Below are 21309 nucleotides of genomic sequence, written 5' to 3'. Positions count from 1 at the left end.
AACCCTCCCCGAAGGGAGGGTTTTTGTTTGGAGCGGGCGATGAGATTCGAACTCACGACCCTTACCTTGGCAAGGTAATGCTCTACCCCTGAGCTACGCCCGCATCCTGAGCTTTGGCCTTGCGGCCTGGGTCCGAACTGGAGCGGGCGATGAGATTCGAACTCACGACCCTTACCTTGGCAAGGTAATGCTCTACCCCTGAGCTACGCCCGCGCTACCGGTTCGGTGGAGGCGGATTTAGGGGATCGTGCGGGGGGCCGCAAGAGGAAAAATCGTAGTTGGGCGGAAAAATCTGCTCGGGGCGATCCGCGCCAGTCGGTCCCGCGTGCGCGGGCTTTATAAAGGGTGTGTCCGCTTTTCGGGGGGCGGGGTGTGCCTGTGATAGGGTGGGCAGGGCGAATCTGGCTGCGATGAGTTCGTTTTTCGCCCGATGGGCAGAGGCGCGCGCCCGTATCTTCGCGCAAGAATATGCCTGCGGGCGGTAGCCGGATGCGAAAGATTTGCAAACTTCTTCGAATTGGTAAGAAAATTTGCTTAATTTTGCAGTTTCACTCTTGCGCTGCACTGCAGCAACGCTAGGGTTCCGTCGCTCGGACATTCGAAGGGAGGGCTCGACATGTTCAATAAGATTCTGATCGCCAACCGCGGTGAGATCGCGATCCGCGTGATGCGGGCAGCAAACGAGATGGGCAAGAAGACGGTTGCCGTCTATGCCGAAGAGGACAAGCTGAGCTTGCACCGCTTCAAGGCGGACGAGGCCTACCGGATCGGCGAAGGGCTTTCGCCGGTGGGTGCCTATCTCGCGATTGACGAGATTATCCGCGTGGCCAAGGAATCAGGGGCGGATGCGATCCACCCGGGCTATGGCCTTCTCTCCGAGAACCCGGACTTCGTCGAGGCCTGTGCCGCGAACGGCATCACCTTCATCGGCCCCAAGGCGGAAACCATGCGCGCGCTTGGCGACAAGGCCTCGGCGCGCCGCGTGGCGATCAAGGCCGATGTGCCGGTGATCCCTGCGACCGAAGTTCTGGGCGACGATTTCGACGCGATCAAAAAGGAAGCCGCCGAGATCGGCTATCCGCTGATGCTCAAGGCGAGCTGGGGTGGCGGTGGCCGCGGTATGCGCCCGATCCTGTCCGAAGACGAGCTGGTCGAGAAAGTCCGCGAAGGCCGCCGCGAGGCCGAGGCCGCCTTTGGTAACGGCGAAGGTTATCTGGAAAAGATGATCATCCGCGCGCGTCACGTCGAGGTGCAGCTTCTGGGCGATACCCACGGCGGGCTTTACCATCTGTTCGAGCGCGACTGTTCGGTTCAGCGCCGCAACCAGAAGGTTGTCGAGCGCGCGCCCGCCCCCTATCTGAGCGCCGAACAACGCGCCGAGGTCTGCGCGCTGGCGCTGAAGATTGGTCAGGCGGTTGGCTATCAGAACGCGGGCACCGTTGAATTCCTGATGGATATGGAATCGGGCGCGTTCTATTTCATCGAGGTAAACCCGCGCGTGCAGGTCGAACATACCGTCACCGAACAGGTGACCGGCATCGACATCGTGCAATCGCAAATCCGTATTGCCGAAGGCGCGACGCTGGCCGAGGCGACGGGGGTCGCGCGGCAAGAGGATGTCACTCTGTCGGGTCACGCGCTCCAGTGCCGCGTGACGACCGAAGACCCGCAGAACAACTTCATCCCCGACTATGGCCGGATCGCGGCCTACCGTTCGGCCACTGGTATGGGCATTCGCCTTGATGGTGGCACGGCTTATGCGGGTGGTGTGATCACGCGCTATTACGACTCGCTTCTGGTCAAGGTGACTGCTTGGGCGCAGACGCCCGATGCCGCGATCCACCGGATGGACCGTGCCCTGCGCGAGTTCCGTATTCGCGGTGTCAGCACGAATATCGACTTCGTTATCAACCTGCTCAAGCATCCGACCTTCCTGGATATGAGCTATTCGACGAAGTTCATCGACACCACTCCCGACCTGTTCCAGTTCAAAAAGCGCCGCGACCGTGGCACCAAGATCCTGACCTATATCGCGGACATCACCGTGAACGGGCACCCCGAGACGGCGGGCCGCGCCAAGCCGCATGCCGAGGCGCGCGCGCCCAAGGCTCCCGCCGCAAAGGGCACAGTTCTGCCCGGCACGCGCAACCTGCTGGAGGAAAAGGGTCCGCAGGCGGTTGCCGACTGGATGAAGGCGCAGAAGAAGCTGCTGCTGACCGACACCACGATGCGCGATGGCCACCAGTCGCTTCTGGCGACGCGGATGCGTTCGATCGACATGATCAAGGCCGCGCCCGCCTATGCGTCGCAGTTGGGCGATCTGTTCTCGGTTGAATGCTGGGGCGGGGCGACCTTCGACGTGGCCTACCGCTTCTTGCAGGAATGCCCGTGGCAGCGCCTGCGCGACATCCGCGCGGCGATGCCGAATGTGATGACGCAGATGCTGCTGCGCGCCTCGAACGGGGTGGGCTATACGAACTACCCCGACAATGTGGTGCAGTTCTTTGTGCGTCAGGCTGCAAGTTCGGGCGTTGATGTGTTCCGCGTGTTCGACAGCCTCAACTGGGTCGAGAACATGCGTGTCGCGATGGATGCCGTGGTCGAGGCGGGCAAGGTTTGCGAAGGCACGATCTGCTACACGGGCGATATTCTGGACCCGAACCGGGCCAAATATGACCTGAAATACTATGTCGGCATGGCCAAGGAACTGGAGGCCGCTGGCGCCCATGTTCTGGGCCTGAAGGACATGGCGGGCTTGTTGAAACCGGCGGCCGCGCGGGTTCTGGTCAAGGCGCTGAAGGAAGAGGTCGGCCTGCCGATCCACTTCCACACCCATGACACCAGCGGCATCGCGGGCGCAACCGTTCTGGCGGCTGCCGATGCGGGCGTCGACGCGGTCGATGCGGCGATGGACGCGTTCTCGGGCGGCACCTCGCAGCCCTGCCTTGGCTCGATCGTCGAGGCGCTTGCCAATACCGAGCGTGACACCGGTCTCGACATCGGCGCGATCCGCCGCCTGTCGAACTACTGGGAGGCCGTGCGCGGGCAGTATACCGCCTTTGAAAGCGGCCTCGCGGCCCCTGCCTCCGAGGTCTATCTGCACGAAATGCCCGGCGGCCAGTTCACCAACCTCAAGGCGCAGGCGCGCTCGATGGGGCTGGAGGAGCGCTGGCACGAGGTGGCGCAATCCTATGCCGATGCGAACCAGATTTTCGGGGACATCGTCAAGGTGACGCCGTCGTCGAAGGTCGTGGGCGACATGGCGCTGATGATGGTGGCGCAGGGCATCACCAAGGCGCAGGTCGAAGACCCGAAAACCGAAGTGGCCTTCCCCGATAGTGTGATCGACATGATGCGCGGCAATCTGGGCCAGCCTCCTGGCGGGTTCCCGGCAGGGATCGTGAAGAAGGTGCTCAAAGACGAGGCGCCCAACACGGAACGCCCCGGCAAGCATCTGGCGGCCATCGACCTTGAGGAAACCCGCGCCAAACTCTCGGCGGAGCTTAACGGCTTTAGCGTCGATGACGAGGATCTGGCGGGCTATCTGATGTATCCCAAGGTCTTCCTTGATTACATGGGGCGTCACCGCAGCTATGGTCCGGTGCGCACGCTGCCGACCAGGATGTTCTTCTACGGGATGGAGCCTGGCCAGCAGATCTCGGCCGAGATCGACCCCGGCAAGACGCTGGAAATCCGCTTTGTGGCGCAGGGTGAAACCGACGAGGCGGGCGATGTGAAGGTGTTCTTCGAACTCAACGGTCAGCCGCGTGCCGTGCGTGTGCCAAACCGTGCGGTCAAGGCCAACACCAAAGCGCAGCCCAAGGCCGATCAGGGCAATCCGAACCACATCGGCGCGCCGATGCCCGGCGCAGTTGCGGCTGTAACGGTCAGTGCGGGCCAGAAGGTCAATGCGGGCGATATGCTGCTGACGATCGAGGCGATGAAGATGGAAACCGGCATCCATGCCGACCGCGCCGCGACCGTGAAGGCGGTCCACGTCACCGCCGGTCAGCAGATCGACGCGAAAGACCTGTTGATCGAGCTGGAATAAGCGCGCGGAGCGATAGAACGAAGAAGGGGGGCTTCGCGGCCCCCCTTTTTATTGGTCAGTTCCAGCAGGCGACCTGAACGACCATACCATCGGCAAGCTCTGCCAGATCCTCGGCGGCCAGCGCGCCCGAGCGATCCGAGGCCACGGGCGCCAGGCCGTTCTCGGCCAGCACCGGAACAACCGACATTGCCTGAACCGCCAGCGAGAGGTCATCGGGCAGGAGTTTGCTGCCATCCTCGGGGCGCGCCATCAGCACGCCGATGACCGAGCCTGTCGCATCCAGAACCGGCCCGCCAACGTCGCCGTCAAGCGTGGCAACCGCCAGTCGTGCCTGATCTGCCTCGCCCGCCAGCCCCGACAGGTCGGAAAGCGTGCCGAAGCTTAAAACCGGGGCCGAAAGCGCCTCGGGGTAAGAGAACCCCGCCACCGCAACCGCCGATCCGGCGACGGGTTGGTCGATCCCGAAGGCCGCCACACTGACCGGAGCAAGCGGGGTGTCGGGTTTCAGAACCGCGATCCCAAGAGCTGCATCACGCAGCGCGACCGTCGCGTCGTGGTCTTCGATAGTGACGCGCCCGCAGGTCTCAAACCCTGAACGTGCTGTCAGCACCGTGCCTTGCGCATCGGTGTAGAACCCCGAATGCGAGGCCACGGGCTTGCGCACGTTCAGCCCGGCCATCAGCGCCTCGGGCGAGACCGCAAGCGGTTGGCCAAGCGTGTCGTCCAGCGCGGTCGATCCGATGGGGGCGTAACTTTGCTGCATCGCTTGCAGGACACGGGCCATTTCGGCCTGTTTTTCTGTCGGATAGACCAGCGTAAAACCTTTGATCAGACCGTTTTTCAGGCTGGCCTCGGTATGCGAGCGGATGCGCGCGTTCTCGCCCGTCAGGGTAAAGCCCGCGCGGTCGCGGCTGCGCGGTCCGTCCATCGGCACGATTTCAAGCGTCTGCATCGCATCATACAGCCCCGACAGATGCGCCTGATCGCCCTGTTGCGAGATCAGCAGGATGCGCAGCCCCGAGCCGTTCTTCTCGCGGAAATGGACGAAGGGCGGGTCGTAATGGTCGAACTCGACCAGCGCGGTCGGCAGCGTGATGCGAATACCGGATTCCGTTTCGTCAACGGTTTCAAACCCATAGGCGGCTTTGGCGGCGGCAACCTTGTCCATCAGCGCGTAATACTGGCTGGTCGCCAGAACGCCGGTCTGTTCAAACCCGCTCTTGCCCTGCCAATCCGCGATAGAGGCCCGCGTGCCGCGCCCGAACAGCCCGTCGATGGCGCCCGAATAGCTGCCTTCCCATTCCAGCGCCGACTGGATGTCGCGCAGCTCATCGCGAGAAAGCCCGGCCTCGAAGCGGCGCGACTCGGCCAGCGTTTCGACAGGTTCTTCGGACGGGGAAGGCTCTGCGGTCGCAATAAGCTCCGGTGCCTCGGGCTGGGTGGGTTCGGCCTCTGGGGATTCCGGCGTCGCGAGCGTCAGATTCGCCCCCACCGGCCAGAATTGCTGCCGGAAGCGCCCGCCGTCGGTGACATAGGCGTCGGCCGGAATTTGCCCGTTCCGGCGCATCTCGCGGCGGGCCTCGTCGGCCTCGGCTTCGGTATCAAAGGGGCCAAGCGCGATCGCATACCAGCCGGTTGACATCTGGAAGCCCGCGACATTCGCGACCTCGCCCGCCCATTCGCTTGCGCGTTGTTGCGCATCCGCGAGCGAGGATTTCGCCTCGACCTGCACCCAGACCGGCTCGGCCCATGCCGCCCCCGTCCAGATCATCCCTGTCAGACATGCCCCGACCACTGCGGACACCGCCCGAGCCTGCACCTTCATACCAATCACCCATATCGTGTTTTTCATTTCGCCCGAACCTAATGATTTGCGCGCCCGCGTCACCCTAAAAATGCGAAATCTGCGTGATCGGGGCTTTCGGGCGCCTCGGGGGCGTTGACCCTTGCGCGCCCCTTGCCTAGAGAAGAGGCGCTTTCAGCCAGAGGTGAGAGATGTCGAAACCTGCCGCCCCCCGTTCGTTCCAGGAGATCATCCTGCGCCTTCAGGCCTATTGGGCCTCGAAAGGGTGCGCAGTGCTCCAGCCCTATGACATGGAGGTCGGCGCAGGCACCTTCCACCCCGCGACCACCTTGCGCGCGCTTGGGTGGAAGCCTTGGGCGGCCGCCTATGTGCAGCCCTCGCGCCGCCCGACGGATGGTCGCTACGGCGAAAACCCGAACCGTTTGCAGCACTATTACCAGTATCAGGTGCTGATCAAACCGTCCCCGCCCGATCTTCAGGCGCTATATCTTGGCTCGCTGGCGGCGATCGGGATCGACCTTGATCTGCACGACATCCGCTTTGTCGAGGATGACTGGGAAAGCCCGACGCTTGGCGCGTGGGGGCTTGGCTGGGAGGTCTGGTGCGACGGGATGGAAGTCTCGCAGTTCACCTATTTCCAGCAGGTCGGTGGCCATGATTGCGAACCGGTCGCGGGTGAGCTGACCTATGGCCTTGAACGTCTGGCGATGTATGTGCTTGGCGTCGATCACGTTATGGATATGCCCTACAACGACCCGTCCGCCCCGATCGCGCTGAAATACGGTGACGTATTCCGCCAGACCGAGCAGGAATATTCGCGCTGGAACTTCGATCAGGCCGATACCGACATGCTGCTCAAGCATTTCGAGGATGCCGAGGCCGAGTGCGGGCGTATTCTGGCGGCGGATGAATGCGATAGCGCGGGCCGGCGCATCGTCATGGCGCACCCGGCCTATGACCAGTGCATCAAGGCTTCGCATCTGTTCAACCTGCTCGATGCGCGCGGCGTGATCTCGGTCACCGAGCGTCAGGCCTATATCGGGCGCGTCCGTGCGCTGGCCAAGAAATGCGCAGATGCCTTCGTCACCACCGAAGCCGGGGGTGCGCAGTGAATGGCAAGTTCGTCGGAGGGTTCCTCGTGCTGACGGCGCTCCTGACCGGCGCGGCTGTCTGGTATGCGCAGGAATACGGCTATTATCAGGAACTGCCCGTATCGGCGCCCGCCGCTGAAATCCGGCTGACCTCGATTGATAGCGGTCAGCCCGAGGCGATCCTTGCCGACAGCTTTTCGGGGATTGATGCCGACAGCTCGCCCCTGCGGTTTCGCGGCTGCTTTCACACGCCGCTCTCGCTGGCCATGCTGACCGAGACCTTCGCGATTTACGATGCCGCCACGCCCCTGCACGGGCCGGGCTGGTTTGAGTGTTTCGATGCCGCGCGGATCGGTGCGGACCTTGAGGCAGGCGCTGCTGTCGCCTTTCTCTCTGAACAAGATATCAAGCCCGGCGTTGACCGGGTCGTCGCAATTTACCCTGATGGCCGCGCCTTTGCGTGGCACCAGCTGAACGAGAAGGCGGAGAAGTGACATGCCGGATCTGTTGATTGAGCTTTTCTCCGAGGAGATGCCCGCCCGTATGCAGGGCCGCGCCCGCGAGGATCTGAAGAAACTTGTGACCGATGGTCTGGTCGAGGCGGGGCTGACCTATGCCCATGCGCAAGCGCTTTCGACGCCGCGCCGTCTGGTGCTGGCGCTGGAGGGGCTGACCAAGGAAAGCCCGAACCTGCGCGAAGAGCGCAAGGGTCCGAAAACCGACGCGCCGCAGCCCGCGATTGACGGTTTCCTGCGCTCGACCGGCCTTTCGATGGACCAGCTTGAGGTTCGCGACGACAAAAAAGGGCAGGTCTATTTTGCCGTGACCGAGAAACCCGGTCGCCCTGCCGCCGAGATCGTGGCTGATGTGCTGGAGCGCACGATCCGCAATTTCCCCTGGCCCAAGTCGATGCGTTGGGGCTCTGGCTCGCTACGGTGGGTGCGCCCGCTGCACTCGATCCTGTGCATCCTGACCGACGAGGCCGGCGCCGAGGTTGTGCCGATGTCGGTGGATGGGATCGAGGCGGGCAACATCACGCGCGGGCACCGCTTTATGGCGCCCGATGCGTTTGCCGTGACGGGGTTCGATGATTACGCCGCCAAGCTGAAGGCCGCCAAGGTGGTTCTGGATAGCGAGGAACGCGCCGCAACCATCTGGCACGACGCGCAGAACATGGCTTTCGCGCGCGGGCTGGAGCTGGTCGAGGACAAGGGGCTTCTGACCGAGGTCGCGGGGCTGGTCGAATGGCCGGTCGCGCTTCTGGGCGATATTGCCGACGATTTTCTGGGCCTGCCGCCCGAGGTGCTGCAAACCTCGATGAAAGAGCACCAGAAGTTTTTCTCGGTGAAGAACCCGAAAACCGGCCGGATCGAGGGATTTGTGACGGTCGCGAACCGCGAGACCGCCGACAATGGCGAGACGATCCTGAAGGGCAACCTCAAGGTGCTGTCGGCGCGTCTGTCGGATGCTAAATTCTTCTGGGAGAACGACCTGCGCACGGTCAAGTCCGAGGGGCTTGAGGGCATGGGCGCGGGGCTGGCGAATGTGACCTTCCACAACAAGCTGGGCAGTCAGGGCGCGCGCGTTGAGCGGATCGAGGCTTTGGCGCGCGAGATCGCGCCCGTGGTCGGTGCCTCGCCCGATCTGGCCGCCGAGGCCGCGCGGGTGGCCAAATCGGACCTTAGGTCGGAAATGGTCTATGAATTCCCCGAATTGCAGGGGATCATGGGGCGATATTATGCGAAAAGTGCAAATCTGCCCGAGGCCGTGGCCGATGCATGCCGCGACCACTACGCGCCGCTGGGGCCGTCGGACGATGTGCCGACCGAACCCGTTTCGGTCGCCGTGGCGCTGGCCGACAAGATCGACACGCTGACCGGCTTCTGGGCAATTGATGAAAAGCCCACGGGCTCGAAAGACCCCTTTGCACTGCGCCGCGCCGCCCTTGGCGTGATCCGGCTGGTGCTGGTGAACGGGCTGCGGGCGAACCTTGCGAACTGGTTTGGCAAGGCAAATGCCGAAGTGGATGCATCCGATCTCCTTGCCTTCTTCCATGATCGCCTCAAGGTGTTCCTGCGCGATCAGGGTGTGCGCCATGATGTGATCGACGCGGTTCTCGCGATGGAGGGCGCGGACGACCTGACGCTGGTCGTGAAACGGGCCGAGGCACTGGGCGCTTTCCTGAAAACCGACGACGGTGAAAACCTGATCCAGGGCTTCAAGCGCGCGAATAACATTCTGACGCAGGCCGAGGAAAAGGACGGCGTGGAATACTCCTTCGGCGCCGACCCGAAATTCGCCGAGGATGACAGCGAAAAGGCGCTGTTCGCCGCGCTGGACGCTGCCGAGGCCGCCATCGGCCCCGCGCTCAAGGCCGAGGATTTCGCCGCCGTCATGGCCGAGATGGCCACGCTGCGCGCCCCGATTGACGCCTTCTTCACGGCTGTTCAGGTGAACTCGGACAACGCGATCGTGCGCCGCAACCGCCTGAACCTGCTCTCGCGTATCCGGCAGATTTGCCTGTCGGTTGCGGACCTGACCAAACTCGAAGGCTAAGGCTTTCGGCATCTTTCGGCGGGCGCGGGGGAAACTTCGCGCCCGTCATGCATTTGTTACGCTTGCGTATGGCCGGTTTCTGCCTATCCTGCGGTCATCAAAGAAGGATGCTGCGATGCAGAAAGCCCCGGAACAGATGGAATTTGTCGAACTGACGCCCTCGGCGCCGATCAAGACGACAACCCACGGCTGGCGCGCGAAATGCCTGCAGCGCCTGATCCGGCTGGAGCTGCCCGTGCCGCGCACGGTGGCGCTGCCGTGTGAAACGGTGCGGGCAATCGCGGCGGGGCAATATATTGATACGGCTATTCTGACGAAACTGCTGGGGCAGGAATTCCTTGTTTCGGTGCGAGGCTCGCCGGAGAACCCTGAATGGGGCGGGCCGGGCACGGTGCTGAATGTCGGCATGAATGCGACCATGCTGGCGCGCCTGACAGAAACGCACGGCGCCGAGGCGGCCGAGGCGCTGTATCTGCGCTTTGTGCAGAATTACGCGACCCACGTGGCGCGGCTTGACCCGGATATGTTTGCCGACGAACCGGGGCCGGGGGTGCTGCGCCGCACGCTGGACGTCTATTTCTCCGAGATGGACGAGCCGTTCCCGCAAGATGCCGCCACGCAGCTGGCTCATGTGCTGCGCTCGATGGCGCGCGCGTGGGAGGGGACGACCGCGCGGCTTTTGCGTCAGGCCAAGGGTGCGCCGATTGATGCGGTGCTGGGGCTGGTGGTGCAGGATATGGCGCTTGGTATCGGGCCAGGGCTGTCCGGTTCGGGGACGATCCAGTTTGTCGATAGCGTGACCGGAAGCGGGCAGGTGACGGGGCGCTTTCGTGGCCAAAGTCAGGGGCGCAAAGAGGTGATCGAGGCGCTGTATCTGACGCGCGACCCGCGTGGTGCCTCGCTCGAAGAGGCCTCACCCGAGATTTTTGCCGAGCTGATCAAGCATGGCGCGGGCGCGCGGCAGAAACTGCGCGAGGAAATGCAGCTCGAATTTGCCATCGCAAGCGGTAATCTGGCGATTATCGACGCGGTGCGGGTGGTGCGGTCGTCCCGCGCGGCGGTGCGGATTGCGGTCGATCTGGCGGAGGCGGGGGTGATCCCGCGCGAGGATGCGTTGCTGCGGGTCGAACCGCGCGCGCTGTCCGAGCTGTTGCACTATCAGGTTGATCCGCGCGCGCCGCGCGATGTGCTGGCGCGCGGCATTGCGGCCTCGCCGGGGGCTGCGACGGGCAAGATCGTCTTTACGGCCTCGGCGGCGCAGGCGATGGCCGCGCGCGATGAACCCTGCATTCTGGTGCGCCGCGAAACCGCGCCCGAGGATATTCGCGGTATGCACGCCGCTGTTGCGGTGCTGACCGAGCGCGGCGGCATGACCAGCCACGCGGCGGTGATTGCGCGCGGCCTTGGCCTGCCGTGCATCGTGGGGTGCTCGGAAATCCAGATCAACTTCCGTGACCGCTATTTCACCGGCCCCAAGGGGCGCATCTTCCGCGAAGGCGATGTGGTGACGCTGGACGGCAGCAACGGCGAGGTGCTTGTGGGGGCTGCCGCGATGCTGGAGCCTGCGCTGGATGACGGGTTCCGCACGCTTCTGCACTGGGCCGACAATGTGCGCGACATCGGTATTCGCGCCAATGCCGACACGCCCGACGACGCGCGCACCGCGCGGATGTTCGAGGCGGACGGGATCGGGCTGTGCCGGACCGAGCATATGTTCTTCGACGAAGACCGCCTGACCGTGATGCGCGAGATGATCTTTGCCGACACGCCGAATGACCGGCGCATTGCGCTGGAGCGTCTGCTGCCGATGCAGCGCGAGGACTTCCGCGCGCTCTTTGACATCATGGCGGGCCAGCCGGTCTGTATTCGCCTGTTCGACCCGCCGCTACACGAGTTCCTGCCGCACGACCGCGAAGGGATGCGCGAGCTGGCCGAGGCGCTGGACCGTCCGCTGTCCGAGGTGACACGCCGCGTGGATGCGCTGTCCGAGTTCAACCCGATGCTCGGGATGCGCGGCGTGCGCCTTGGCGTGACGGTCCCCGAGATCTACGACATGCAGGCGCGTGCGATTTTCGAGGCGACGATCGAGGCAAGCCAGAACGGCGCCCCTATCGTGCCCGAGATCATGATTCCACTGGTGTCGGCGCAGCGCGAGGTGGAGATCGTGAAAACCCGCATCGACGCGGTGGCCGTTGCCGTCAAGAACGAGCGTAAGGCCGATTTCACCTATCGCCTTGGCGTGATGGTCGAGACCCCGCGCGCGGCGCTGCGCGCGGGCGAGATTGCCGAACATGCGGCGTTTTTGTCCTTCGGCACGAACGACCTGACGCAGATGACCTACGGCCTGTCGCGCGATGACGCGGGGCGGTTTATGGGCACCTATGTCAATCAGGGCGTCTATGATGAGGATCCGTTCCATATCCTCGATGTCGAGGGCGTGGGCGAGTTGTTGCTGATCGGCGCAGGGCGGGGGCGCAATATGCGGCCGGATGTGACAATCTCGGTGTGTGGCGAACATGGTGGCAACCCCGAATCAATCGCGTTTTGCCGCGCGGCGGGGTTCGATTATGTGTCGTGCTCGCCCTTCCGTGTGCCCGTCGCGCGCCTTGCGGCCGCACATTTTGCACTGCTCGCGCCGCGCAAGGGTGTGCCGATCTGATCTATTGCTGCGGCGCAGAATATATGCGCTAAATCAATGGTTTGGGAAAAGTGATCTGGCGTGAGCCATTTTCCGCTTCGGCTGGAAATGGCTCGTCGACCTGAGTCGCTCTTTTTTGAAAAAGCACAATTTGTAGACATCAAGTGCTTTTATGGGTATCAGCCCCCCCGATCCTGCTTGCGGGAAGAAGATTAACTTATCGGAAGTAGACCATGTCTATGCTGAAAAGCTTGGCTGGGGGAGCGGTGCTCTTTCTGGCCCTTGCCGGAGGCTTGCGTGCCGAAGTAACGGTAAGCCACTCCAACAACCCGGCGGCCGCGGCGGAGCAAGGGCTCCTGTCGCTGATGTTCAATGAGAAGAACGCCCTGAGCGGCGTGACCTCGTCGCGCGTGGCGGCATTGACCAAGGCGCCGAAGTCGAAATCGAAGAAGGTGAACTCGGACCAGCTCGCCTGTCTGAGCCAGGTTTTGTATCACGAGGCGCGCGGCGAAGGCCGTAAGGGCCAGAAGGCTGTGGCCGAGGTGGTGCTGAACCGCGTCGATGATCCGGCCTTCCCCGATACCGTCTGTGGTGTCGTCTACCAGTCGAACCGGCGTGGCTGCCAGTTCAGCTGGACCTGTGACGGCAAGTCCGACAAAATCCGCGAAGAGGGCGCCTATGCGCGCGTCTCCGAAGTGGCGCGCAACATGCTTTTGGGCGAGGAACGCTCGCTGACCGATGGCGCGACCTATTTCCATACGCCTGCGGTCAAGCCGTCGTGGTCGCGCAAGTTTACGCGCACCGCCAAGATCGGCGCCCATATTTTCTACTCCGCGCCGTCGCGCCGCACGGCGACGAAATAGTCGCACCCGCACCGCGAGGTGACGTTTCGGGGTGGGCCTTGGCCCGCCCTTTTTCTATGATCGCTCTGCAACCGCCCGGAAAGACCTATGACCAGCGACATCTCTCTTGCCTTCGCGCACCCCGAGGAGCGCGCGCTTGCCTCTGCGCCAGCGGACCCGCGTGACCGGATTTCCCTGCGCGATCATATCGTCGAGGCGGATATTGGCGCGTTTCAGCAAGAGCGCGGCACCACGCAGCGGTTGCAATTCAATGTTGTCGTCGAGGTGCGCCCGATCCCCGAGCCGCTGGAAGATGATGTCGACCGGATACTGTCCTACGACCGGATCACCGAGGCGATTGCCGCCGAACTGGCCGAGGAACGCCTGAATCTTCTGGAAACGCTGGCCGCGCGCGTGGCGGAACGCATCCTGAACGAGCCGCAGGCGATGCGGGTTTTCGTGCGGATCGAAAAGCTGGATCGTGGCCCGGGCGCGCTTGGGGTTGAAATCGTGCGCTCGCGTGCGTCCGATCCCGTGCAGACGCAGGCCGAGGACGGCTCGCAAGAGGCGCTGCATCCGGTCGTGGCCTATCTGACGAATGAGGCGATTACGGCGGGTGATCTGGCCGCGCGCCTCGATGCGTTGCAGGCCACTGGGCTTCCGGTGATCCTGAGCGTGGGCATGCCCGAAGGGGCGGTGCCTGCGACTGGCCACAAGCCGACGCAGCGCCGCATCGACCTTCTGGCGATTGAGCAAAACGCATGGGTGCTGGCCGCGCGCGATCCGCGCTGTGTGGTTGTGGCCACGCGGACCGAGATCGACTGGGCGATGAAGCACGGGCAGATGGTCGTCTGGGCGCCGTCGAAAATCGTGCTCGACGCGGTGGACGGGCCGAAAGCGGCCGCGCGTGACGCCGTTGCACTGGCGCTTTGGCTGGCCGAACAGATGGCGGCCACCCGGCTGGAGCTTCACGGCGATGTTTCAGTGCCGGCAGGAAGCCGCGTGTCGGTGCAGGCGATCACCATCTGAACACTTGCCAAGCCGCGCCCGATGGGGTGAAAGCGAAGCATGGATAAGGTTTACTATCGCCCGATTACGCATACTGATGCGTCCCGCCCCGAAACCGCGCTGACGCTTGCGGGCGGTTGGTGTTGGTTCGACGAGGTGGAGAAAATCACCCGTGGTGGCTTGCGCGAGCTGATGCCCGCCGCCCATCTGCCCGAGGACATCCGCTATCGCCTGACCGCGCGCCGCGCGCCGGTTGCCGGGCTTGGCATGGAGCAGCCTCGGCTCATGGGGATTCTGAACGTAACCCCCGACAGTTTTTCGGATGGCGGGCTGTTCGACGACCCGGACATTGCGCTGGAACATGCGCAGGCGATGGTCGAGGCAGGCGCGGAAATCATTGATATTGGCGGGGAATCCACGCGTCCCGGCGCGCAAGAGGTGGATGAGGACGAAGAGATCGACCGCACTGCCCCCGTGATTGCAGCGCTGCGCGACATGGGGTTTGACGCGCCGATCTCGATTGATACGCGCAAGGCTATGGTGGGCGATGCCGCGGTCGAGGCGGGCGCGGATATGATTAACGATGTCTCCGCGATGGAGTTTGATCCCGCGATGGCGGAACTGGCAGCGATCACGGGGCTGCCGATCTGCCTGATGCACGCGCAGGGCTTGCCCGACACGATGCAGGACGACCCGCGCTATACGGACGTTTTGCTGGATGTTTATGACTATCTGGAGGCGCGGATCGAGCTGGCCGAGGCGAACGGCGTTGATCGCGAAAAGATCATTGTCGATCCGGGCATTGGCTTTGGCAAGACCTTGCAACACAACCTTGCGTTGGTGCGCGGGCTGTCGCTGTTCCACGGGCTTGGCTGCCCGATCCTTTTGGGGGTGTCGCGCAAGCGCTTTATCGGTGAAATCGGGCTTGCGCCGGATGCGCGCGCGCGGGTGCCGGGGACGCTGGCGGTGACGCTGGCTGGACTGGGGCAGGGCGCACAGATCCACCGCGTCCACGATATTGCAGAGGTCGCGCAGGGGCTTCGGCTCTGGCAGGCGGTAAATTTCGGGTATGAGAAGGCGGACGAGCAATGAGCCGGAAACTCTTTGGCACCGACGGGGTGCGTGGCGAGGCCAACAGCGGCAACATGACAGCAGAGCTGGCTTTGCGTCTGGGGGCGGCGGCGGGGCGCTATTTCCGGCGGGATAGCTCGAACGGGCATCGCGTGGTGATCGGCAAGGATACGCGGCTGTCCGGCTATATGTTCGAGAACGCGCTGACGGCGGGGCTGACCTCGACGGGGATGAACGTGCTGCTGCTGGGGCCGGTGCCGACGCCTGCGGTGGGGTATCTGACGCGCTCGATGCGGGCCGATCTGGGGATTATGATTTCCGCCTCGCATAACGCGGCCAAGGATAACGGGATCAAGTTTTTCGGCCCCGATGGCTTCAAGCTGTCAGACGAGGCCGAGGCCGAGATCGAGGCGCTTGTCGCAGGCGAAATCCGACTGGCTCAGCCGATGAACATTGGTCGCGCCAAGCGGATCGACGATGGCCTCGGACGCTATGTCGAATATGCGAAAACCACCATCCCCGCGCGGGATCGCCTGTCGGGGCTGAAGGTGGTTGTCGATTGCGCGAATGGCGCCGCCTACAAGGCTGCTCCGCAGGTTTTGTGGGAGTTGGGCTGTGAGGTTGTTCCGATAGGGGTTGCCCCGAACGGTCTGAATATCAACGACAAATGCGGATCGACCTATACGCAGACCTGCGCCGAGGCCGTGGTCGCACATGGCGCCGATCTGGGAATTTCGCTGGATGGCGACGCGGATCGCGTGATGATCATCGACGAAAAAGGACAAGTCGCGGATGGCGATCAGATCATGGCGCTTTTTGCCAAGCGGTGGGCCGATGCCGGAACGCTGCGCGGCGGCGCTCTGGTCGCGACGGTGATGTCGAACCTTGGGTTGGAAAACTTCCTGAGTGGTAACGGTCTGCGGCTTGAGCGGACCGCCGTTGGCGACCGCTATGTGGTTGAGCGGATGCGCGCGGGCGGGTTCAACCTTGGTGGCGAACAGTCAGGCCATATCGTGATGACCGATTACGCAACGACGGGCGATGGCTTGATGGCGGGGCTGCAATTTTTGGCGGCGATGGCCGAGACGGGGCGGCGCGCATCGGAACTGACCAAGCAATTCGACACCGTGCCGCAGATGTTGAAAAATGTGCGCTATCAGGCCGGTCAGGCGCCTCTTGAGGCTGCAAATGTTCGAAAAGTGATGGAGGCTGCCGAGGCAGGTATCGCCGGAAAGGGTCGTATCCTGATCCGAAAATCGGGCACCGAGCCGTTGATCCGGGTGATGGCGGAATGCGTCGATGAGGGGCTTTTGGCGCAGACCGTTGACGGGATCGTCGCCGCGATCGAAGCCGAAACCCTGTAACGGCTGGCGGCGTCAGCCGCCAATCCGGCCCAATGCCACCATGACTTCAGCGACGGTCCAAAGGGCCGTCAGCGCAATCCCTGCGGTGCGCCAGCCAAGCGGGGCAGGCGAGCGCATCCCTGTGCGCAGCACCGCCTGAAATACGCCGATCCGGTAAATCGCCAAGGTGCCCGCGACGGATTTGAACAGCAATTCAAGTGCGCGTGGCGAGACATAGGCCATCATCAGGCTGGCGAAAATTGCCAGCGGAACGATGAACAGCAGCACGCCCAGATTGCCGATCCAGAAGGTGTCCCCAAACCCGAGCCGCGCGCCGAACAGATCCGCAAACCAGCGTGGCGAGAAATACCCGGCGCGGGTTTCCGCGATCTGGTGCAATTCTTGTTCGGACGGATTGGTCATCGTTACGCTCCTGTTTCGGGGGACCATAACGAAAAAGGGGCGCCCTGCAAGGCGCCCCGATCTGACAGGTTGTCGCGCGGATTAGTTGCGCTCTTTGTTAACCATTTTGCCTTTGGCGATCCACGGCATCATGGCGCGCAGACGCTCGCCGACTTGCTCGATTTCGTGCTCGTCGTTGATGCGGCGGGTTGCCTTGAAGAAGGGCTGGCCAACAGCGTTTTCGAGCATGAAGTCACGCACGAATTTGCCGGTCTGGATGTCGGTCAGAACCGCTTTCATGCGGGCCTTGGTTTCTTCGTAGGGCAGGATGCGCGGGCCCGAGACATACTCGCCGTATTCGGCGGTGTTCGAGATCGAGTAGTTCATGTTCGCGATGCCACCTTCGTAGATCAGGTCGACGATCAGCTTCACTTCGTGCAGGCACTCGAAATAGGCCATTTCCGGCTCGTAGCCAGCTTCAACCAGGGTTTCAAAGCCCATGCGGATCAGTTCAACAAGGCCGCCGCAGAGAACGGCTTGTTCGCCGAACAGGTCGGTTTCACATTCCTGACGGAAGTTGGTCTCGATGATGCCCGAGCGGCCGCCACCGATAGCCGAGCAATAGGACAGGCCGATGTCCATCGCCTTGCCGGTTGCGTCGTTGTGAACAGCCACGAGGCAGGGCACGCCGCCGCCTTTGGTGTATTCGCCGCGAACCGTGTGGCCCGGGCCTTTCGGGGCCATCATGATGACGTCGATGCCCGGCTTCGGCTCGATCAGGCCGAAGTGAACGTTCAGGCCGTGTGCGAATGCGATGGCCGAACCTTCTTTCAGGTTGTCGTGGACGTATTTCTTGTAGGTCTCTGCCTGAAGCTCGTCGGGCATGGTGAACATGATGACGTCGCACCATGCAGCAGCTTCGGCGATGCCCATGACCTGGAGGCCTTCGGCTTCGCATTTCTTGGCCGAGGCCGAGCCTTCGCGCAGAGCGACGACGATGTTTTTCGCGCCCGAGTCACGCAGGTTCAGTGCGTGGGCGTGGCCTTGCGAGCCGTAGCCGAGGATGGCGACTTTTTTGTCTTTGATCAGGTTTACATCGCAATCGCGATCATAAAACACGCGCATGGGCGGTCCTCCGTTGAATGTCTAGCGATAACTTACGACTTTATGTCGCAATATCTGCGCATTCATTGAGAAATATTCACTCGTAGTGTAAGATTAATTCACAGATACTAAATTAGTGAAAAAATCATGCAGATAGATGATGCGGATCGGCGGTTGTTGCGCCAGATGATGGCGGAACCGGGCCTGCCTGCGGCGGAACTGGCCGAGAGGGCTGGGCTGACCACCGCGACCTGCTGGCGGCGGATTGAAAAGCTGCGCGCGCGCGGCATTCTGCGCGGCGAAGAGGCGCGGATCGACTGGCGCGCCCTTGGCTGGGGGGTCGAGGTGAGCCTGCGCTTCACGCTGGATAAAACCAACCCACGCGCCTTTGACGAGTTTATCGCCGCCGCGCGTGAGGTGCCCGAGGTGATCGAGATCCAGACCTTCCTTGGCCAGACTGACATTCGCCTGAACGTGATTGCCCGCGACATGGGGCATTATCAGGAGATCTATCGTCACCGCATCCTGATGCTGCCCCACATCGCCGAGCTTGATGCGCTGATGCTGGTCGCTACCATCAAGGAAAGCGCGGAGCTGCCGCTATGATCGACCTTGACGATACCGACCGCGCGATCCTGCGCGCGCTTGTGCAGGACGCAACGCAAAGCGCTGGCGGATTGGGGCGGCGGCTGGGATTGTCGCAGCCTGCCTGCTGGCGGCGCATCCGGCGGCTGGAGGAGGCGGGCATCATTGCGGGGCGGCGGCTGGATGTCGATGCTTCGGCGCTTGGTTTCGGGGTGACGGTGTTCCTTGGGATCAAGCTGGCCGCGCGCGGGCGCGTCAGTCTTGAGGATTTCGAGCGCGCCGTGACGGCGATCCCAGAGGTGCAGGTTGTGCAGCACGTTCTGGGGCGGTTCGACTACCGCCTTCGGGTCAGCGCGCGCGACATTGCCGATTTCGAACGTGTCCTGCGCCGCCGGATCATGACCCTTCCGGGCGTCGGGCAGGTCGAGGCGAATGTGATGCTCTCGGAGGAGCGGCGGCCGGGACCCTTGGGCTAGAATATGCTATGCCATTCGGACTCTGAGCCGGCTTTGCTGGCAAGTCCGGTCTGGGGGATCCCGAGTGCGTTGTTCCTTGCCACCTACATACCGGAAGGCGGGCTTATAGGCCACGTTTCGGCTGATCGCTGTCGAGGCGCGTATCCCGCTTGAAAACTCAGGGGAGTCATGTGCGGTTTCTTATGGATGACTGGCGAACCGGGGCGGGAATTGCTGCTTGCGTAGCTATCCCCGCCCCGAGACGTTAATGCAGCGTCAGCCCGGCAAACAGGCGTTTGCGCGGTTTCGGGCGCAGCTCCGCCAACGGATCTGATACGGGAACGAGGCTCGGGGTGCGTTCGGCATTCGGAATACGCTCGGTGCGCAGCACGCGCATGACGCGCTCGCGGATATAGGTCGGGTCGTTGCGGATTTCCGCGGGCAACAGGCGGGCCTCGAACACAATGCGACGGCGTGTCACCAGTTCGACCTTATGCATGCGCCCTATTTTGGGCAGGTCGGGCGTGGCGAAATAGGCCATACGCAACTCGGCCTCGCGTTGCTTCAGGCGCGCGATTTCAGCGCGGATTTCGGCGAGTTCATCGGCCGGATTGGTCGGGGTCATCATCGGCATTGCTCCTTTCTGGAGGCTCCGATGGTGCGCGGTTCGGCTTAATATAGCTCTAACAGGAATGAGCGGAGGCAACGGAAGCTTGCCCCAAAGCATTGAAAATTTTACCGAAGGGTGGGTGCGGACCGGCGCATCAGCGCATGCCAAGCCCCGCTTTCATCAGCGTCTTGCGCACCGGACCCAGCGAATACAGCGCGCCCAGAACGCCCGCGCGCAGATCGCGCAGGGGGCGGGCCTCGACCATCGAGGCGCGGTTCAGCAGGTCGATGCCGATTTCGCGCGCCTTCACCTCGGGCCAGCGGCGACGGTTATAGGCGGCCAGCATCGGGGTGCTTCCCAGGTGCGCAGGGTCTTTCTCGCACAGTTCCAGCAGGCAGGTCAGATCGGCCAGCGACATATTCAGCCCCTGTGCGCCGATCGGCGGGATCACATGCGCGGCCTCGGCGATCAGGGCAACTCGTTGCCCCGCAAAGCTTTTGGCGATCTGCGTCATCATCGGCCAGACCGAGCGGCGCGTGGCCAGCGTGAGCTGCCCCAGAACGCCGGTCGAGCGCGCGTTCATCTCGGCCTCGAACTCGGGCACGGGCAGAGCGGCCAGACGCTCGGCCTCGGCGCCGCGCTCCATCCAGACGATAGCGGACGAATGCAGCCCCCCGCGGTCGGGCAGCGGCACAAGCGTAAACGGCCCGCCCGAGCGGTGGATCTCGGTCGAGATATTGTTGTGCGGTTCGGGGTGGGTCACGGCAAAGGCCAGTGCTTTCTGGCCGTAACGCGTTGTTTTTACGTCGATCCCCGCCGCCTCGCGGATGAACGAATTGCGTCCGTCAGCGGCGACAACCAGTCGCGCTTTGACGCGGGTGCCGTCCGAGAGCGAAACCTCGGCGCCTGCCTCGCGGGTGATCAGGCCCGTTGTCGCGACGCCCGGGCGGAAATCGACCAATGGGAGTTCGTCCAGCCGCGCCACCATCTCGCGGCGCAACAGCCAGTTTTGCAGGTTCCAGCCAAAGGGTTCGTCGGAGATGTCGGCCGCGTTGAAATCGCGGGTCAGACGCGCCTCGGGGGCGGCACCGCCCGCGTCGATGATCCGCATGATCTGAAGGGGTGCCGCGAAGGGCTGCAAACGCTCCCAAAGCCCTGCGCGCTCCAGCACGCCGCGTGAGGGATGCAGGAAGGCGGTGGTGCGCATATCCGCACCTTCCGCGCCCTCAGATGTCACCGGCGGGGCAGGATCAACGCAGATCGTGGTAAACCCTGCCGAACCAAAGGCCGCCGCAGCCGTCAGGCCCGCGACGCCGCCGCCGGAAATCAGGATGTCGGTCTCGACCGGAGTTTGGGTATTGCTCATCTGTCCCTCCATGCGCAGCGCCAATCTACGCGCCGCGCATAGGGAAAGCCAGAGCGTTGGCGTCAGCCGCCAGCGGTCAGCAGGACCAGAAGCGCCAGCGAGACCCAGGAGGCGATTACCCCCCACATGATCAGCCCGCCAAGGCCAAGCGCGACAAAAGCCGCTGCCGCCGAGCCGATCAGCAAGATCGCAATGGCCCACATGATCGCGCTATTGTCTTTGCCGGTTTCATGGGCGTGCAGGTTGGTTGCGCCGGTTTCGGCGGTCGACATGGTCATGATAGAATCTCCCGTTCGCTGTCTCCCTGACAACGGGGTGCTACTTAGCGTGCTGCGACGCAGAATGCAGGTGCGAAAGATGGTCAAATTGTCGCACCTTGCGCG

Annotated in this window: 17 protein-coding genes and 2 tRNA genes; 11 read left to right on the top strand and 8 right to left on the bottom strand. The window is 63.1% G+C overall.

The window, feature by feature from the left end:
- Positions 1-28: 28 nt before the first annotated feature.
- Both RYZ20_RS04860 and RYZ20_RS04855 read right to left on the bottom strand, forming a co-directional pair.
- A tRNA-Gly gene (locus RYZ20_RS04860) sits at positions 29-103 on the bottom strand.
- Between the two features lie 35 nt (positions 104-138).
- Positions 139-213, bottom strand: a tRNA-Gly gene (locus RYZ20_RS04855).
- 403 nt (positions 214-616) lie between these two features.
- Here RYZ20_RS04855 and RYZ20_RS04850 point away from each other — a divergent pair.
- A complete protein-coding gene (locus RYZ20_RS04850; protein WP_317670889.1) occupies positions 617-4051 on the top strand; it encodes a pyruvate carboxylase in 3435 nt (1144 codons plus the stop codon).
- Between the two features lie 55 nt (positions 4052-4106).
- Here RYZ20_RS04850 and RYZ20_RS04845 read toward each other — a convergent pair whose 3' ends face one another.
- On the bottom strand, positions 4107-5903 hold the full coding sequence (locus tag RYZ20_RS04845) for a trypsin-like peptidase domain-containing protein (protein WP_317670887.1): 1797 nt from the start codon (positions 5901-5903) through the stop codon (positions 4107-4109).
- 143 nt (positions 5904-6046) lie between these two features.
- Here RYZ20_RS04845 and RYZ20_RS04840 point away from each other — a divergent pair, with 143 nt between their 5' ends.
- The 8 genes from RYZ20_RS04840 (at position 6047) to glmM (ending at position 16425) form a co-directional block, all read left to right on the top strand.
- Positions 6047-6967: a glycine--tRNA ligase subunit alpha gene (locus tag RYZ20_RS04840; protein WP_317670885.1), complete on the top strand. Its 921-nt coding sequence runs from the start codon at positions 6047-6049 to the stop codon at positions 6965-6967.
- A complete protein-coding gene (locus RYZ20_RS04835; RefSeq protein WP_317670883.1) occupies positions 6964-7440 on the top strand; it encodes a DUF6446 family protein in 477 nt (158 codons plus the stop codon). Before RYZ20_RS04840 ends, RYZ20_RS04835 begins: the two co-directional genes overlap by 4 nt.
- Position 7441: 1 nt before the next feature.
- Entirely contained in the window at positions 7442-9502 is a 2061-nt protein-coding gene (gene glyS, locus RYZ20_RS04830; RefSeq protein ID WP_317670881.1) for a glycine--tRNA ligase subunit beta, read from the top strand.
- A 115-nt stretch (positions 9503-9617) separates the two neighbouring features.
- The gene (locus RYZ20_RS04825) at positions 9618-12161 is read left to right on the top strand and encodes a putative PEP-binding protein (protein WP_317670879.1); all 2544 of its coding nucleotides are present in this window, start codon (positions 9618-9620) and stop codon (positions 12159-12161) included.
- 212 nt (positions 12162-12373) lie between these two features.
- Positions 12374-13003: a cell wall hydrolase gene (locus tag RYZ20_RS04820; RefSeq protein ID WP_317670877.1), complete on the top strand. Its 630-nt coding sequence runs from the start codon at positions 12374-12376 to the stop codon at positions 13001-13003.
- A gap of 87 nt (positions 13004-13090) precedes the next feature.
- Positions 13091-14011, top strand: coding sequence for a dihydroneopterin aldolase (locus RYZ20_RS04815; protein WP_317670875.1), 921 nt, complete (start codon positions 13091-13093; stop codon positions 14009-14011).
- Between the two features lie 39 nt (positions 14012-14050).
- Positions 14051-15082, top strand: coding sequence for a dihydropteroate synthase (gene folP / locus RYZ20_RS04810; RefSeq protein WP_317670873.1), 1032 nt, complete (start codon positions 14051-14053; stop codon positions 15080-15082).
- Entirely contained in the window at positions 15079-16425 is a 1347-nt protein-coding gene (gene glmM / locus RYZ20_RS04805; protein ID WP_317670871.1) for a phosphoglucosamine mutase, read from the top strand. Before folP ends, glmM begins: the two co-directional genes overlap by 4 nt.
- 12 nt (positions 16426-16437) lie before the next feature.
- On the opposite strand, the gene RYZ20_RS04800 is transcribed toward glmM, so the two are convergent.
- Both RYZ20_RS04800 and ilvC read right to left on the bottom strand, forming a co-directional pair.
- Positions 16438-16827 carry a hypothetical protein gene (locus tag RYZ20_RS04800; RefSeq protein ID WP_317670869.1) on the bottom strand — a complete coding sequence of 130 codons (390 nt, stop codon included), beginning with the start codon at positions 16825-16827 and terminating at the stop codon, positions 16438-16440.
- 81 nt (positions 16828-16908) lie between these two features.
- The gene (gene ilvC / locus RYZ20_RS04795; protein WP_317670867.1) at positions 16909-17931 is read right to left on the bottom strand and encodes a ketol-acid reductoisomerase; all 1023 of its coding nucleotides are present in this window, start codon (positions 17929-17931) and stop codon (positions 16909-16911) included.
- A gap of 126 nt (positions 17932-18057) precedes the next feature.
- Here ilvC and RYZ20_RS04790 point away from each other — a divergent pair, with 126 nt between their 5' ends.
- Together RYZ20_RS04790 and RYZ20_RS04785 are read left to right on the top strand one after the other, a co-directional pair.
- Positions 18058-18516 carry an Lrp/AsnC family transcriptional regulator gene (locus RYZ20_RS04790; protein ID WP_317670865.1) on the top strand — a complete coding sequence of 153 codons (459 nt, stop codon included), beginning with the start codon at positions 18058-18060 and terminating at the stop codon, positions 18514-18516.
- Positions 18513-18971, top strand: coding sequence for an Lrp/AsnC family transcriptional regulator (locus RYZ20_RS04785; RefSeq protein WP_317670863.1), 459 nt, complete (start codon positions 18513-18515; stop codon positions 18969-18971). The genes RYZ20_RS04790 and RYZ20_RS04785 overlap by 4 nt, the downstream gene beginning before the upstream one ends.
- 244 nt (positions 18972-19215) lie before the next feature.
- On the opposite strand, the gene RYZ20_RS04780 is transcribed toward RYZ20_RS04785, so the two are convergent.
- The 3 genes from RYZ20_RS04780 to RYZ20_RS04770 form a co-directional block, all read right to left on the bottom strand.
- Complete coding sequence (locus tag RYZ20_RS04780; protein WP_317670861.1) at positions 19216-19578, bottom strand: hypothetical protein; 363 nt, start codon at positions 19576-19578, stop codon at positions 19216-19218.
- A gap of 136 nt (positions 19579-19714) precedes the next feature.
- Entirely contained in the window at positions 19715-20926 is a 1212-nt protein-coding gene (locus RYZ20_RS04775) for a UbiH/UbiF family hydroxylase (RefSeq protein WP_317670859.1), read from the bottom strand.
- 62 nt (positions 20927-20988) lie between these two features.
- Positions 20989-21204, bottom strand: coding sequence for a hypothetical protein (locus tag RYZ20_RS04770; protein WP_317670857.1), 216 nt, complete (start codon positions 21202-21204; stop codon positions 20989-20991).
- Positions 21205-21309 lie beyond the last annotated feature (105 nt).

Origin of the sequence: Pseudothioclava alba, from assembly GCF_033100795.1 — a bacterium.
Lineage (GTDB): Bacteria > Pseudomonadota > Alphaproteobacteria > Rhodobacterales > Rhodobacteraceae > Pseudothioclava.
This window is presented reverse-complemented; position numbering and strand designations above follow the sequence as displayed.